The organism is Corallococcus sp. RDP092CA (genome assembly GCF_041903675.1).
GTDB lineage: Bacteria > Myxococcota > Myxococcia > Myxococcales > Myxococcaceae > Corallococcus.
Genome location: NZ_JAYESI010000003.1, coordinates 409,998 through 424,796 on the forward strand (window position 1 = coordinate 409,998; position 14,799 = coordinate 424,796).

Annotated in this window: 15 protein-coding genes and 4 tRNA genes; 13 read left to right on the forward strand and 6 right to left on the reverse strand. The window is 71.1% G+C overall.

All coding sequences use genetic code 11. The features are described 5' to 3' along the window. The first annotated feature begins 69 nt into the window (after positions 1 to 69). Together asd and fdxA are read left to right on the forward strand one after the other, a co-directional pair. Complete coding sequence (gene asd / locus U8525_RS05990; RefSeq protein ID WP_374262231.1) at positions 70 to 1,158, forward strand: aspartate-semialdehyde dehydrogenase; 1,089 nt, start codon at positions 70 to 72, stop codon at positions 1,156 to 1,158. A gap of 111 nt (positions 1,159 to 1,269) precedes the next feature. Then, the gene (gene fdxA / locus U8525_RS05995) at positions 1,270 to 1,605 is read left to right on the forward strand and encodes a ferredoxin FdxA (protein ID WP_374262234.1); all 336 of its coding nucleotides are present in this window, start codon (positions 1,270 to 1,272) and stop codon (positions 1,603 to 1,605) included. Positions 1,606 to 1,718: 113 nt separating this feature from the next. Here the strand turns inward: fdxA and U8525_RS06000 are convergent, their stop codons facing one another. Continuing rightward, entirely contained in the window at positions 1,719 to 2,231 is a 513-nt protein-coding gene (locus U8525_RS06000; RefSeq protein ID WP_374262237.1) for a hypothetical protein, read from the reverse strand. 459 nt (positions 2,232 to 2,690) lie between these two features. Next, on the reverse strand, positions 2,691 to 3,740 hold the full coding sequence (locus tag U8525_RS06005; RefSeq protein ID WP_374262239.1) for a hypothetical protein: 1,050 nt from the start codon (positions 3,738 to 3,740) through the stop codon (positions 2,691 to 2,693). A 264-nt stretch (positions 3,741 to 4,004) separates the two neighbouring features. Between U8525_RS06005 and U8525_RS06010 the strand changes: the two genes are divergently transcribed. Continuing rightward, a complete protein-coding gene (locus tag U8525_RS06010; RefSeq protein WP_374262242.1) occupies positions 4,005 to 4,484 on the forward strand; it encodes a GNAT family N-acetyltransferase in 480 nt (159 codons plus the stop codon). Between the two features lie 11 nt (positions 4,485 to 4,495). On the opposite strand, the gene hrpB is transcribed toward U8525_RS06010, so the two are convergent. The 4 genes from hrpB to U8525_RS06030 all read right to left on the reverse strand — a co-directional run bounded on the left by hrpB (position 4,496) and on the right by U8525_RS06030 (position 9,718). After that, entirely contained in the window at positions 4,496 to 7,060 is a 2,565-nt protein-coding gene (gene hrpB, locus U8525_RS06015; protein ID WP_374262245.1) for an ATP-dependent helicase HrpB, read from the reverse strand. A 45-nt stretch (positions 7,061 to 7,105) separates the two neighbouring features. Continuing rightward, positions 7,106 to 8,236, reverse strand: a complete 1,131-nt coding sequence (locus U8525_RS06020; RefSeq protein ID WP_374262248.1) for a hypothetical protein — start codon at positions 8,234 to 8,236, stop codon at positions 7,106 to 7,108. A gap of 42 nt (positions 8,237 to 8,278) precedes the next feature. Continuing rightward, the gene (locus U8525_RS06025; protein WP_374262251.1) at positions 8,279 to 8,974 is read right to left on the reverse strand and encodes an HAD family hydrolase; all 696 of its coding nucleotides are present in this window, start codon (positions 8,972 to 8,974) and stop codon (positions 8,279 to 8,281) included. A gap of 87 nt (positions 8,975 to 9,061) precedes the next feature. Beyond that, positions 9,062 to 9,718: a HEAT repeat domain-containing protein gene (locus tag U8525_RS06030; RefSeq protein ID WP_374262255.1), complete on the reverse strand. Its 657-nt coding sequence runs from the start codon at positions 9,716 to 9,718 to the stop codon at positions 9,062 to 9,064. A gap of 80 nt (positions 9,719 to 9,798) precedes the next feature. Here U8525_RS06030 and U8525_RS06035 point away from each other — a divergent pair, with 80 nt between their 5' ends. The 10 genes from U8525_RS06035 to U8525_RS06080 all read left to right on the forward strand — a co-directional run. Beyond that, positions 9,799 to 10,191: a DsrE family protein gene (locus tag U8525_RS06035; RefSeq protein ID WP_374262258.1), complete on the forward strand. Its 393-nt coding sequence runs from the start codon at positions 9,799 to 9,801 to the stop codon at positions 10,189 to 10,191. Positions 10,192 to 10,408: 217 nt separating this feature from the next. Beyond that, on the forward strand, positions 10,409 to 11,740 hold the full coding sequence (gene cglB, locus U8525_RS06040; protein ID WP_374262262.1) for an adventurous gliding motility lipoprotein CglB: 1,332 nt from the start codon (positions 10,409 to 10,411) through the stop codon (positions 11,738 to 11,740). Positions 11,741 to 11,818: 78 nt separating this feature from the next. Beyond that, complete coding sequence (locus tag U8525_RS06045; RefSeq protein ID WP_374262264.1) at positions 11,819 to 12,793, forward strand: RimK family alpha-L-glutamate ligase; 975 nt, start codon at positions 11,819 to 11,821, stop codon at positions 12,791 to 12,793. A 65-nt stretch (positions 12,794 to 12,858) separates the two neighbouring features. Continuing rightward, a complete protein-coding gene (locus U8525_RS06050; RefSeq protein WP_374262266.1) occupies positions 12,859 to 13,305 on the forward strand; it encodes a hypothetical protein in 447 nt (148 codons plus the stop codon). 5 nt (positions 13,306 to 13,310) lie between these two features. After that, positions 13,311 to 14,111 (forward strand): 23S rRNA (guanosine(2251)-2'-O)-methyltransferase RlmB, encoded by an 801-nt coding sequence (gene rlmB, locus U8525_RS06055; protein WP_374262269.1) that lies wholly within the window; start codon positions 13,311 to 13,313, stop codon positions 14,109 to 14,111. Between the two features lie 125 nt (positions 14,112 to 14,236). After that, positions 14,237 to 14,309 (forward strand) — tRNA-Thr (locus tag U8525_RS06060). Between the two features lie 83 nt (positions 14,310 to 14,392). Next, positions 14,393 to 14,476: transfer RNA gene (locus U8525_RS06065), tRNA-Tyr, on the forward strand. A 9-nt stretch (positions 14,477 to 14,485) separates the two neighbouring features. Beyond that, a tRNA-Gly gene (locus tag U8525_RS06070) sits at positions 14,486 to 14,561 on the forward strand. Positions 14,562 to 14,582: 21 nt separating this feature from the next. Further along, positions 14,583 to 14,658, forward strand: a tRNA-Thr gene (locus tag U8525_RS06075). 16 nt (positions 14,659 to 14,674) lie between these two features. Beyond that, the coding region (locus U8525_RS06080) for a GTP-binding protein (RefSeq protein ID WP_233588040.1) at positions 14,675 to 14,799 on the forward strand (125 nt) is incomplete at its 3' end.

Genomic DNA, 14,799 nt, shown 5'->3' on the forward strand with positions numbered 1-14,799 from the left:
GCGGCGGATGCAGTGCGTCGTGAAACGGTGTAAGGAGCGCCCTGCCGCCCCCACCGGAGATCCCCCACGATGGCCAAGCTTCGCGCCGTACTCATTGGCGCCACCGGACTCGCGGGCCAGCAGTTCATCGCTGCCCTGAAGGACCACCCGTTCATCGAGCTCACCGGGCTCGCCGCCTCGCCCCGGTCGGCCGGAAAAACCTACGCGGACGCCCTGCGCGCCTCCAACGGCATGCTGGCCTGGTTCGTCCCGGAGCCGCTCCCGGAGGCCATCGCCCGCATGACCGTGGTCAGCGGCGACGCCGTCCAGGCGAAGGACTACGACATCGCCTTCTCCGCCGTGGAGGCGGACGTCGCGCGTGAGCTCGAGCCGCGCCTGGCCCGGGACATCCCGGTGTTCTCCGCCGCGAGCGCCTTCCGCTACGACGCGGACGTGCCGCTGCTCATCCCGCCCGTGAACGCCGCCCACTCCCCGCTCATCCACGAGCAGCGCCGGCAGCGCGGGTGGAAGGGCTTCATCGTCCCCATCCCCAACTGCACCACCACGGGCCTGGCCGTGACGCTGGCCCCCCTGGCCGAGCGCTTCGGCGTGAAGGCCGTGCTGATGACCAGCCTCCAGGCCATGTCCGGCGCCGGCCGCTCGCCCGGCGTCATCGGCCTGGACATCCTCGACAACGTCGTGCCCTACATTCCCAAGGAGGAGCACAAGGTCGAGGTGGAGACGAAGAAGATCCTCGGGGCGCTCAACCCCGCGGGCGCGGCGCTCACCCCCCACGACGTGCGCGTCTCCTGCACCTGCACCCGCGTCGCCGTGCTGGAGGGCCACACCGAGTCCGTCTTCGTGTCGCTCGGGAAGAAGGCCACCGCCGAGGAGGTCGCCCAGGCGATGCGCGAGTGGCAGGGCGCCCCGGTGGCGAAGGATCTCCCGTCCTCTCCGCCCCGGTGGATCGAAGTGCTGGACGACCCGTTCCGCCCCCAGCCGCGCATGGACCGGGACACCCACGGCGGCATGGCCACCTCCGTGGGCCGCATCCGCGAGGATGGTGTGCTGGAGAACGGCTTCAAGTACGTGCTCGTCTCCCACAACACGAAGATGGGGGCCGCCAGGGGCGCCATCCTCGTCGCGGAGTTGCTGCGGGCGCAGGGCTTGCTGGGCTGACCGGAGAAGCGGGCGGGGTGGGCCTCTAAATTCAGGGTGCCAACCCCGGCCGCAACCATCTACTGTGCGCGGCCACGGACGCGCGGAATACCGCACAGAGGAGAGAGCAACATGGCCTACGTCGTCGCCGAGCCTTGCATCAAGTGCAAGTACACCGACTGTGTCGAGGTGTGCCCGGTCAACTGCTTCTACGAGGGCGCGAACTTCCTCGTGATCCACCCGGACGAGTGCATCGACTGCGGCGCTTGTGAGCCCGTCTGCCCGACCAAGGCGATCTTCCCCGAGACCGAGCTGCCCAGCGATTGGAAGGAGTACACGAAGCTCAACGCGGACTACGCCTCCAAGTGGCCGAACATCGCGGAGAAGAAGGCCGCCCTGCCCGAGGCCGAGGAGTACAAGGACAAGAAGGGCAAGCGCGCGGAGCTGAGCCCCGCGCCCGGGAAGTAGCGCCGGACCGCATCCCCCGAGCGCGCCCGTCGTGATGCAGGCCCTCGCGCCCCCTGGCGTGAGGGCCTTCTTTGTTTTGGGGCGCTGGAGCGGGGAGGGCATCGTCGGAACCCTCACCCGGCCTGGAGCACGCTGAGCCGCAGCCCCCGGGCCTCCAACGCATCGCGCAGCTTCGCCACGTCCTCGGTGGCGACGGGCCCATGGCGGCCCTGGAGGCGCAGCGCCACCTCCCGGGGCCCCGTGCGCTCCACCTCCACGGTGGCCTCCAGCGGCCCGCGCAGGCTCAGCCCCAGCGCCGGCCGCTGTGACTTCACGAAGACCTCGATCTTCTCGATGAGCGCCAGGGTGGACTCGACCTGCGCGGCGGGAGGGCCGGCAGGGTCGGTGCTCCCGGTGGAGCCACCCGACACGCGAGCACCGTCGGGCGCGGAGGTCCGGGACGGGTCCCCCGTGGAGCGGTCATCCGGCGTGGGCGAGGGGAGGGGCACGGCCGGGCGGGGCTCCGTGCGGAAGGAGCGCTCCACCTCGCGGGCCAGCAGCTCCGACGCCCGGTGGGCGGCCTGAGTCCCTCCTTCCGTGAGTGCCTCCTGGCGCACCGTCCCCAGTCGCTGCGCCTCCACGTGCATGCCCTGTCGGGCCTGGCGAAGCGCCTCCGGACTCCCCAGCGCGCTGCGCGTCGTCGAGAGGATGACCCCCGTCGCACGGACCCCGGGAAGCGCTGGAGGGGCCCTCGCCGCGGACCGAGGTCCCTGCCCAGCGGCACCGAGCGGCCCGGGCTTCGGAGCGACTCCGGTCGTCACCGGCTCAGGGCGGTGCCTGGGACGTGGCGGGCCGTCCGGCCGTCCGGAGGTCCGCTGGAGGACCTGCTTGAACGCGTCCTTCTCTGGAGGGGCCTTCTCGTTCCTGGAAGGGGCGTCCTGACCTTCGACCTTCATGCCATGCCTCGCGCGCAAGGGATGCGCGGGCATCAGCAGCGGCCGTGCCAGTCAGGCGGGGCGCGCTCCCGCGACGGGGGCGCGAAGGAGGCGACACGGGCCAGGGTGTCGCCTCCGGGATGGGCGTGCGGAACGCGGGACGGCGCGCGCTCAGCGCTTGCTGCCGAAGCCGCCCGGCTGCACGGGCGCCGTGCCCGTCAGGTCGTTGAACGCCAGCGGGCAGGCCGCCACGGCGTTGGGGTCCGCGAGCGCGGGGTTCTGGGCCCAGTCCCGGTCCTGGAAGAGGTACGCGTCGCGCACCTCCAGCTCCTTGAGCTGCTTGCGGTACTCCCAGAAGCGGCCGCGCAGGAGCACGCGCGCGCCCTTCGGAAGCTGCGTCAGCGGCAGGTACTGGTCGTCCTTCAGCCGCGCCGTGATGTTGATCGCCGGCCGCACCTTGGGCTTGCCGTAGGTCAGCCCCGACAGCAGGCCGTCATTGCCCGGATCCGGCAGGTAGTAGACGAGCCGGGCCACCAGCGCGGGTGGCTCCGGCGGAGGGCCCTTCTTGCTGCGCTTCTTGGGCTTCTCCAGCTTCGCGTCGATGAACTCCAGCCCCGCGAAGGCCACCTCCTTGTCGAGGTAGTCATCGCGGAACTTCGCGTCCGCCACGCTGGCCGCGGTGGCGTTGGCCTTGAGGACCTCCACGTCGTAGCGCTCCAGCATCGCCGGCAACGTGAAGAAGAAGCTGTCCACGGGCTTCACGCCATCCGCGATGAAGCGCAGCTTGCTCAGGTCCAGCGGCGGGTAGTACGGCGCGAGCGCCACCGCCGTCTGCATCCACTCCGGCGGCAGCTGCTTGTCGATGAGGATCCGGCGGATCATCGACACCACGAACATGTTGGCCGGAAAGCGCGGCGTGGACAGCTGCGTGCCCAGCGCCTGGATGAGCATCGGGTCCAGGTAGAAGTTCTCGTCGCGCTTGTGCAGGTACGGCGCGGACTCGCCCACCACGGTGAGCAGCGCGCCCACGAGCTGGGCGCAGTTCGGGTCGCTCGTTCCCTGCACCAGGGCCTGGTTGATGCGCGAGCGGAGGAACCGTTTGTCCATGTCCGCTTCGCGGAACACGGGCGGCTCACCGGTTCCGAAGAAGAACTCCTTCTGGGCGAGCGCGGGCGTCGACAGCAGGCACACGGACAGGGCGAGGAGGGCACGGGTACGCATTGCCTTGAACCCTACCATGCCCTCCCCCCGGGGGAGCCCCCTGCGAGTGGCTTCACTCCGAGCGAGGGTGTGCGCTCCGGAACCTCCCGACGCAAGAGGGCCACCTCGACCGGAGGACCCGATGCGGTGGGGCTTTCGCGACGAGCCCGGCCGGGCCAGGGGGCAGGGGACGGACCGACCGCGCGGGAGGCACTCCGGGGGCGGGGACCGGAGGTTTTTTCCGCCTGTTGGCGGCGCGGGCTTTTGTGTACCTTGCCCGGAGCCATGCCGACGCCTCCCGAGACCTCCCCGGCACCCGTCACCGTCGCCCAGATCAAGGGCGAGGCGGAGCTCATGCAGGCCCTCGCCATCCGTGAGGTGGTGTTCATCGAGGAGCAGCACGTCCCCGAGGGCATCGAGCGCGACGCCGAGGACGCCCACGCCTACCACGTGCTCGCCTACCAGGGCGGTCACGCCATCGGCACCGGTCGCCTGGTGAAGCTGCCGGAGTCGCCCGCCGGGCAGCCCGGGACGTGGGGCCAGATTGGCCGCATGGCGGTGCTTCAGGCGCACCGCAAGGCCCGCGTGGGCTCGCTGCTCCTCACGACGCTGGAGGAGGAGGCGCGCCGCCGTGGCTACAACGGCATCATGCTGCACGCCCAGCTCTACGCGCTCGACTTCTACAAGAAGCATGGCTACCAGCCCGTCGGCGCCGTGTTCGACGAGGCTGGCATCGACCACCTGGAGATGCACAAGCGGCTGTAGTCGCGCCGCCCTCAGCGCCTCGAAGGAGGGGGCGCGGGCGGCTCGGCGTGGCGCGGATCCTCCGGCCAGGAGTGCCGGGGGTACTTGCGGCACAGCTCCTTGCGGATCGCCGGATAGTGCCGCTCCCAGAAGCCCGCCAGGTCGGTCGTCACCTGCACGGCGCGCATGTTGGGGGCCAGCAGGTGCAGCACCAGCGGCACGCGACCCGCGCCCACGCTGGGTCCCTGCGCCATCCCGAAGAAGTCCTGGAGCCGTGACTCCACCCAGGGGGGCTTGTTGGGCTCGTAGTGGACCTTCACGCCGCGTCCGCCGGGCAGGGTGACGCGCTCGGGGGCATGGTTCGCCAGCAGGCGCTGCTGTTCGGAGGTGAGGCGCGCGTAGAGCGCGTCCAGCAGCGACAGGCCCTCCAGGTCGGAGAAGCTGCGCGCGCCCACGCACAGGGACGCCAGGGCGTCGCGCATGAAGGCGGCGTCCACGGTGGGGAAGCCCGCCTCGGGGAACGCCTTGCCGAGCAGCTCCACGCGCGTGCGCCACTGCTCCAGCGCCTCGGGCTCCGCGAAGCGCTCCGGACCCGCGGCGAGCGCCGCCTCGGCCAGGACGCGAGCCGCCTCCTCGGACGGGGGCGCGGGCGTGCGCGTCTCCTCCAGCATGAGGTTGCCGTAGGCCAGCCGGGTGAGGCGCTCCACGCGGCGCGAGTCCGGGTTCCACTGGAGCGTGTCCACCTCCTCCAGCGCGTCCGGATGGAGGTCCAGCAGCCACTCGGCCTCCACGGCGCTGGCGAGCCGCACGACGGCGCTGCGGCCCGGGCGCTCCTCGGCGTCCACGGCGACCATCAGGTCCGCGTCCTGGACGACGCTGAACTCGGACAGGCTGGTGGTGCCGCCGCCGAACATGAGCAGCTCCGGGGAGCGGGGCCGCCGTCGGCGGGCCACCCGGTCCGGGTAGCCCGCGAGCACGCTGAGCATCAGCGCCTGCTCCACGTCCTCGGGACGCTGGGGGCGCGAGCCCTGTTCCCGCACCGCGCGGCGCAGCTGCTTCTGCACACGCTCCACGGATTGTACCGCGCCCGCGTCCAGCGACAGCGACTGCATGCGGCCGGAGCTGAAGCCGGAACGGCCGGCCTCGCGGAAGCGCTCCAGCAGCTCCAGCAGGTCGGAGGGACCGCTGACGAGCGCGGACGCGCGGCCACCGCCGCCCAGGTTGGCGCGGGCCTCGCGGCGGATGTCGCGCTCGCCCATCAGGGCCGCGAGCACGGCGGCATCGCCCCCCACACCCCGGCGCTCGCCCTCGACGATGACGCGCGCCTGCCGCGGGTGGACGGGGAAGCGCAGGAGCCGCTGGCCCACGTCCGTCACCTGGCCCCGGGCATCCACCGCGCCCAACCGGCGCAGCAGCGTCTCCGCGGCCTCCAGGGCCGGGGCGGGGGGCGGCTCGAAGAAGGGGAACGTCGTCAGGTCCTTCACACCCGACGCGCGCAGCGAGAGCACCGTCTCGGCCAGGTCGGTGCGGCGGATCTCCGGGGCCTCCTGGTCGGGCCGGCCGTCGAAGTCGTGCTGGGTGTAGAGGCGCACGCAGTGCCCGGCGCGGGTGCGGCCGGCGCGGCCGGCGCGCTGGACGGCGGAGGCCCGGCTCACCTTGCCCAGCTTGAGCTGCGGGAGGCCGGACCACGGCGAGTGGGACGCCACGCGAGCCAGCCCGCTGTCGATGACGACCGCGACGCCGTCGATGGTGACGGACGTCTCCGCGACGTTGGTGGACAGGATGATCTTCCGGCGCGAGCTGCGGCGCACGGCGCGGTCCTGCTCCGCGGGGGAGAGGTCGCCGTGGAGCGGGAGCACGTCCGCGTCGTGGCGCTCGGCGAACTCCGCGCAGGTGTCGCGCGCGCGGCGGATCTCCCCTGCGCCGGGGAGGAACACGAGCACGTCGCCGTCGATGCCCTGGGTGAACAGGCGCTTGAGCGCGGAGAGCACCTGTTGATCCAGGTGCCGGTCGTCCGGGGCGGGCAGGTATTCGACGCTGACGTCGAAGCGGCGGCCCTCGGAGCGCAGGGAAGGAGCGCCACCCAGGTAGGCGCGGACGGGCTCGGCCTCGAGCGTCGCGGACATCACCACGAGCTTGAGGTCGGGGCGGGCCGTCTCCTGCAGCCGCCGCAGCAGCGCGAGCGAGATGTCCGCGGACAGATGCCGCTCGTGGAACTCATCGAGCACGACGATGCCCACGTCGCGCAGCGTGGGGTCGGTGAGCAGGCGGCGGCCGAGCACTCCCTCGGTGACGAAGGACATGCGCGTCTTGGGCCCGCGGACGTCCTCGAAGCGGACCTGGTAGCCGACGGTCTCGCCCACGCGCTCGCCAATCTCCTCGGACACGCGCTGCGCGGCGAGCCGGGTGGGCAGCCGCCGGGGCTGGAGGACGACGATCTCCTTGCCCGCGCCCAGCCCCGCCTCCAGCAGCGCGCGGGGAACGCGGGTCGTCTTGCCCGCGCCCGGAGGCGCCTCGAGCACGAGCGAGCGCGAGCCCCGGAGCGTGGAGACGATGTCCGGCAGGAGGGGATCGATGGGAAGGGCGACGTCCGCCATGTCCGGGTTCCTCTTCACGGCGGGAGGCTCACCGCGCGTCGGGTCTCAAGGCGTGCCAGCCTCGGACGGGTCGGTCTTCTTGCGGCGCTTGGGGCGCACGGCCTCGGGAGCAGGGGAATCCGGAGCGTCCGAAGGAGCCTCGGCCTGCGGGGCCTCCACGGCCGGAGCCGCGTTCTTCGGAGGCCGGCCCCGCCGGGCGGGACGCGCCGCGACGGGAGGCTCCGGGGCGACGGGCTCTGGAGTCGCAGGGCCCGGTACCGCGCCGCCGCCATCCGAAGCGTCGGCCTCGGTGCTGGCCGCCTCCGGTGCAGCGGAGCCCTCCGTGTCGGAAATCGCGTCCATGGTGTCCTGGCCCGGAGCGTCGTCGGCCACAGCCTCGTCCCCATCCGCCTCGGCGCCCTCGAACGCATCCTCCGGGCTCGGGTCTCCGTCCCCGCCAAAGAGGTCCGAAGCCCCCTCCTCGGCGGAGAGCGCGAGCGACTTGCCAGCGCGCTTCCGGGGCTTGAGGGTGAGGCCTGCCGCCTCGAAGACGCCGGGCGCGGGGACGAGCGCGGCCTCCGCGAGCAGGCGTCCCTGCCGCAGCGCCACGTCCAGCCGCCGTCCCAGCGACACCAGCGCCTCGCGCAGGGCGGCCTCCTGATCCGGCGGCAGCGGGGTGGGGGACAGGCTCGCGGTCCACGCGGCGAACGTCGCGGCGACCTGATCCACGACGGGGCGGACCATGGCGAAGTCGTCGCGGGAGAAGATGCGCGTGACGTAGGCGCTCTTGAGCCGCCGCTCGTATGACGTGGCGTACTCGTTGACCATCTCCACGGGGGCCCGGCGCAGCTGCGGGAACTTGAGGTGGGGGAAGAGGGCCTCGATGACGGGGGCGCGGCTGCTGGCGGTGAAGGTGATGCCGGCGTGCAGCTTCTCCAGCGCATCCACCCAGCGGCCCTGCTGGTCGAACGAGAACTCCTCGCGGGCCTCGTCGAGCTCCGGCAGGTCCTTCACCTGTTCCAGCAGCCCACCCGCCGGCTCCCGGGCCTCGCGCAGGCGCTCCAGCGCGGAGGCCAGCCACTGCTTCTCGGCCTCCAGCCCCGGCCTGCCGACGAGCATCTCCTCCGCGTTGGCGAGCCGGGCCTCGAAGGCCTCGGCGAAGCGGATCAGCTCATAGGATTCGAGCGTGGACGACATGCGTGGATGACTCCTCGGAGGGGCGGCGGAGATACCACACCTTCACCGTCCGACGAGCAGGGCCTCCATGGCGCCGGGGGCGGTGAGGTCCGCGAAGGCCCACTCGGCGCCTGCGTCGCGCAGCGCCTGGGGCGTGAAGTTGCCGGTGCCCACGCCAATCGTCTCCGCGCCAATGCCCTTGGCGGCCGCGACGTCCTTGGGCGTGTCGCCGATGATGACCACCCGGCACGCCTCCAACGGCTGGCCCAACTGCGCCGCGCCGGCCTGCGCGCCGTGCCGGATGAGGGCCACGCGGTCCTCGAAGTCGCAGCCGAAGCCGCCGAAGGAGAACTGGTCGTGGATGCTCACGCGGTCCAGCTTCACCTTGGCGCCCGCGCGCACGTTGCCGGTGCCCAGGCCCACCGCGAAGCCCGGCCGCGAGCGCGCCTCCAACACCGCCTCGCGCATGCCCGGGTGCAGCCGGTAGTCGCGAGCATCGACCTTGGGGACCTCCAGGCCCAGGTGGGCGACGTAGGCATCGATGACCGCGCTGATGGCGTCCTCGGTGTCGGCCTGTCCGATGATGCCCAGGGCCTTGCGGACGATGGCCCGGTCCGTCATCCCCGACATGCTGAAGCCGTCGCACGCGTCCATCCGCTGGTGCAGCTGTCCGAAGGCCAGGCCCATGGCGCGGCGGCCGGCACCGCCGGTGGTGACGAGGGTGCCATCAATGTCGAAGAGGAGGACGGTGGGGCGCATGGCCACCCATCTAACGGAACGTCCCGCCCGACGCGAGCCCCGAGCACTCCACCCGGGCAGCCGTCCCCACCATGCCCGGCGCCCGGCTCAGGGCTCCGCCAGCGTGAGGCCCTGCTGGAGCGCCTCACGCACCTGGGGAACATCCTCCAGGGGGAGCCGCTCCTCCAGCACCTCGCGCACCTGCTGGCCGCCCAGCCGGCCAAGCGCCTGGGCCACGGCCTCGCGGATCCGCAGGTCGCGGTCCTTCAAGCGGGCCTGGAGCGTCTTCACAGCCTCGAATCCCAGGCGTTGTCCTAGCGCCGCGGCTGCCTGCGAGCGGACCGCCGAAGGCCGGCGCGGATCCTCCAGCATCGCCTGAAGCGTCTGTCCCGCCTCGGGAGTCTCCACCCGACCCAACGCCGTCACGGCCCGCATGCGCTGCGCATCGGGGACGCTCGTGTCCTCCGCGAGCGCCGCGAGCACGGGCACGACCTCCGGTCCCAGCTTGCGCCACACCGCCTCGGAAGCCCCGGTCGGCTGGGAGAGCAGCGCCAACGTCTCCGCGCGCAGAGGCCCGGGAGCGGCAGCCGCCGGCGGCACGGACGTCGTGGACGCGACCTTCGCGCGAACCGGGGCCGCCTCGGAGACGGGCCCCGCGCCCGAGAGCAAGGCGAGGCCGGCCAGCGCCACCCAACGCGAGGGCGCGGAACGGAAGGGGACCGGCGAGGGACGAACACCGCGGGGGAGGGACAGCTGGCTCGGCATGCGGGGCTCCCGGTGGGGAAGGGGAGTCCCGTTATACGACGGCTGCCGGTCCTGACTCGATGACGCTAAGGTCCCCCTCCATGGCCGGACGCGTCTTCTTCTTCCTCCAGCACGCCACGTACGAGCCCGCCTATCAGGCGGCCTCCATGGGCATCACCGCCGCCGCGATGGGCGACGACGTCTACTTCGTCTTCGCCTTCGAGGCCCTGCGCCAGCTGGTCCGCGGCAGCTTCGGCCTAGCGCACAGCGAGCGCGAGCGCACCGAGGCGGCCCGGGCCGAAGGGCTCAATGTCCCCACTCCCGCCCGCATGCTGGAGGAGGCCCGCGCCCTGGGCGCGAGGCTCGTGGCCTGTGACACCACGGTGCGCATCTGCGGCCTGTCGCCGCAGGAACTGCACGGCACGCTGGACGAGGTCATGGGCCTGGCCTCCATCTGGAGGCTGACGGAAGGCGCGCGCGTCCTCACGCTCTGAGCGGACACCCGAGCCGGTCCCCGCCCTCCGGAAGGAGGCGGATGTCCGACAGCGGAACCGAACCCGCCCTGGCGGATCGCCTGTCGTTGCAACTTGGCAGCACTACCTGAATGGAACCTGCCTGCTGCGCGACGCTGTAGCCTCGGTGGGTGTCCACGCGTTACGCTGGGGCATTCGCAGCTCGTTGTTCCCCCCTGGAAGGAATCCTTCAAAGCCTATGCGCGCCAAGTCGACCCCCCTGAGCGCACTGCTGGCCGGCACCCTCGGTCTTGCCGTGATGGCCGGCTGTCAGACGTATGACTTCGAGCCGGTGGATCCGCTCGCGATCGCCCAGACGACCGTGGAGTCGGTGATCACCGCCCGCAAGAGCAAGCCGGACGTGATGCTCCTCGTGGACATCTCCGGCTCGATGACGAAGCCGGTCAACGCGAATGTGGTCGTTGGTGGCGCGCGCGCGTGTGACCTGACCCAGGACGGCTACGTCTTCACCTGTGGTGAGGACTACCCCTGCGATACCTCGAAGTGCCCCACGCGCTGGTCGGAGCTCCAGAGCGCGATGGGCCCGTTCCTCGGGGAGAGCGGCAAGCTGGTCCGCTTCGGCCTGACGACCTACCCGGCGCCGCCCGTCCTGGCTCCGGGGCAGTCGCCGACCGTGGCGCAGCAGTGCGCGCCTGCCGCCAACCTGGAGGACGGGAGCGTCCGCGCCCAGATTCCGGTGAGCCTGGACTCGGACGACGAGCTTCAGGCCTACGCGAACGAGGTCAACGCCAAGCTGCAGGCCATCCCCAACGGCGGCGATGGCCGGCCCCGAGGTGGCACGCCGACGGCCGCGAGCCTGCAGTTCGCCGGCAGCCTCCTGACGGCGGATCCGGAAGAGCGCGACCAGATCATCATCCTGCTGACCGACGGTCTTCCCAACTGCAACGACAACAACGCGAACACTGGCGCCAGCGCGGAGTGCCGCTGCACGCTCGAAGAGCCGACCCAGTGCACGACGTCGCAGAGCCCGTACTTCAAGCGCGGCTGCCTCGACAAGGACGCCTCGGTCGTGGCGGTGTCGGCGCTGAAGGCGAGAAAGATCTCCACCATCATCATCGGCTTCGGCGCGGAGACGTCTGCGGGTGACGGCCCCAGCGTCCTCAACGAGATGGCGCGTGCGGGCGGATATGCGCGTACCTGCAATGCCAGCATCGACTGCGGCGCGGGTGACACCTGCGACTTCGACACCGGCACCTGCAACCGCGCCTTCTATCAGGCGGGCAACCGCGAGGAACTGGCGTCTGCGTTGAAGAAGATCAGTGAGGCGATCCAGCCGGGCAAACCGTGTTTCACCGAACTCCTGCCGAGCCAGCTCCCCTCCGATGAGAAGCTCATCGTCGTCTACATCAACGGAGAGCGCACGCTCGCGGGCCCCGACACGTGGTCGCTGGACCAGTCGGATCCTGAGCATCCTGGCGTGCGGTTCACGGGCAGCGCCTGCGCCAAGCTGGAGGCGTCGCGTCCGGAAGACCCCGTCAACGTCGAAGTGCGCGCCATCCGCCAGCTCTAGGCGGCAGGCAAGCGGAGGCGGCTTTACGCGGGCGGAGGCGGGGATTATAGGGTCCTCGCCGGGCCGGCCGCCTCCGCCATGAAAATCACTGTCCTCTCGCGCTCCGCTTCCATCTCGTCCACGCGGCGGATTGTCGAGGCAGGCCGCGCGAGGGGACACCGGGTCCGAGTGCTCAACCCGCTCCGGGTGCAGATGCATCTGGACGGGGGCAGCCAGGCGACTCTCTTCTACGATCGCAAGAAGCTCACGCCCACCGACGTCGTCGTCCCGCGCATCGCCCTGTCCATCAGCACCTACGGGCTCGCGGTGGTGAACCAGTTCGGCCTGGCGCGCGTCCCCCTGGTGAACCACGCCCAGGCCATCGCGCAGTCGCGCAACAAGATGCGCGCGCTCCAACTCCTGTCCGCGAACGGCATCGACATCCCCGCCACGGTGATGGCCCGGGACGCGGCCCACCTCAAGGAGATGGTCGGGCTCGTGGGCGGGGTGCCCGTGCTGGTGAAGCTCCTCCAGGGCCAGGAGAAGCATGGCGTGATGGTCTGCGAGAGCCTCCAGTCGCTGGAGGCCGCGCTCGAGGCGGTGCTTGGCCTGGGGCACAACCTCGTCATGCAGGAGTACGTGAGGAGCACCGGCCAGGACGTCCGCGTCCTCGTGGTGGGTGGAGAGGCCATCGCCGGCGTGCTGCGCAAGCCGCGTCCCGGTCGCCTCTCGCACACGCTGAACCGGGGCGCGCGGCTGGAGGCCCTGCCGCTGTCCCCCAGCCACCGCGCCATCGCGGAGAAGGTCGCGCGGCTCGTGGGCCTGGAGGTGGCCGCGGTGGACATCCTGGACGTCCAGGGGCACTCCAAGGTCTTCGAGGTGAACAGCTCGCCCGCGCTCCTGGAGATGGAGGCCGCGACAGGGATGGACTTGGCCACGCCCATCATCCAGCGGGCGGAGGCCCTCGTGACTGGCGCCGCCCCCGTCTGGGACGCTGCCCTGGAGACGCCCCAGGCCCTGCCCCCGCCACCGGGGCGCAAGGGCACCGTGAAGGTGAACGCGCAGCGCAGTTAGAAGAGAAAGCGCTCCCCGCGCGTCCGAAGCCCCGGTATACGAACGCCGCCGTCCTGGAGACCCCCATGCCCAGCTCCCGCCGCCTCCCGACCCTGGCCCCCCTGCTGCTGACGCTCGTCGGCGCGCCGGTGCTGGCCCAGGACGTGGACCCCGCCACCCTCTACGAAGTCACGACCGAGGGGACCTCGACGCAGGTGAAGGTCGGCGGCCAGGGCACGTTCGTGCTCGCCATCAAGTCGAAGCCCGGCGCCCACGTCGCCGACGAGGCTCCGCTGAAGCTGGAGCTGACGGGCACGCAGCTGACGCCCGCGCAGAAGACGCTGACCCGGGAACAGTCGGTGGCGAAGAAGGCGGCCGGCCAGCAGTTCGTGGATCCGCGCTTCGAGGTCCCCTTCACCGCGGTGTCCGGCGGCAAGGGCACGCTGGACGCGACGCTGACCTTCTTCATCTGCACGGAGAAGATCTGCGCCCGTCAGAAGAAGACCTTCTCGCTGCCCGTGGAGGTCCAGTAGTCCCCATGCGCGAGCGCTCCTCCAGGCCTTCCAGTGGTGAACGCGGCGGTCACGAGAGCCCGCGTTACGTCCATGGCGTCAACCCCGTGCTCGAGGCGCTGCGCGCCCACCCCGACGCGGTGGAGCGCCTCTTCATCGTTGACGGCCAGGTCGGCGCCAAGGCCGCGGGCGAGCTGCTCAGCCGTGCGCGGGACGCGGGCGTCCGGGTGGAGAAGGTCGGCCGGGAGCGGCTGGCCGCGATGGCGGACGGCGGCGTGCACCAGGGCGTCGTCGCCGAGCTGCGCGGCTTCCAGTACGTCGACCTGGAGGACGTGCTTGCGGCGGCGAAGGCCAAGGGGCAGCCCGCGCTCGTCGTCGTGCTGGACGGCATCCAGGATCCGCACAACCTGGGCGCCATCATCCGCTCGGCCCACGCGCTCGGGGCTCACGGCGTCGTCCTCGCCAAGGACCGGGCCGTGCAGGTGACGGGCACGGTGGCCAAGGCCTCCGCGGGCGCCGTCGAGTACTGCCCCATCGCGCGCGTCACCAACATCTCCCGCGCGCTGGAGGAGCTGAAGGAAGCGGGCCTCTGGGTCGCGGCCGCGGACGTCGAGGGCTCGGAGCCCCTGTGGAGCGCCCGGCTGGACGGGCCCCTGGCGTTGGTGGTGGGCGCCGAGGGGGCGGGCGTGAGGGAGGGCGTCCTCAAGCACTGCGACTTCCGCCTCCGGATTCCCATGGGAGGACAGGTCGGTTCATTGAATGCGTCGGTTTCCGCCGCGATTCTGCTATACGAGGTCGCCCGCCAGCGGGGCCGTCCCTCCCGCTGAAACCCCGGATCAATCTCCTTGACTTGGAGAGTGGGGGCTTCTAAAAGGTCGCGCCTCTCAAGTCGCTGCCGGGTGGTTGACGGTCCGCCCGGGATGAGGTAGGGCGGGGCAGTTGCTGGATGGATGCCGGTGTAGCTCAGTCGGTAGAGCAACTGATTTGTAATCAGTAGGTCGCGGGTTCAAATCCCGCCGCCGGCCAGGTAGGACGGGCCGCGGACAAGGGCCCGGGACGCAGCAGGATGGGGTAGGGGAGCAGCACGCAGCACCACAAGCGAATATCTGGAGAGATGCCCGAGCGGCCAAAGGGAGCAGACTGTAAATCTGCCGGCTCTACGCCTACGGTGGTTCGAATCCACCTCTCTCCACTCGGCAATGCGGGAATAGCTCAGTTGGTAGAGCGTCAGCCTTCCAAGCTGAATGTCGTGGGTTCGAATCCCATTTCCCGCTCCAACCGTTGTAGTGCATCGCCAAGCCCTGATAGCTCAGTTGGCAGAGCGCATCCTTGGTAAGGATGAGGTCACCAGTTCAATCCTGGTTCAGGGCTCCATTTTTCGAGGAGTGTCATGTCCAAGGAAAAGTTCGATCGCAGCCTGCCCCACGTGAACATCGGAACGATTGGGCACGTGGACCACGGCAAGACGTCGCTGACGGCGGCCATCACGAAGGTGCTGGCGAAGACGGGCGGCGC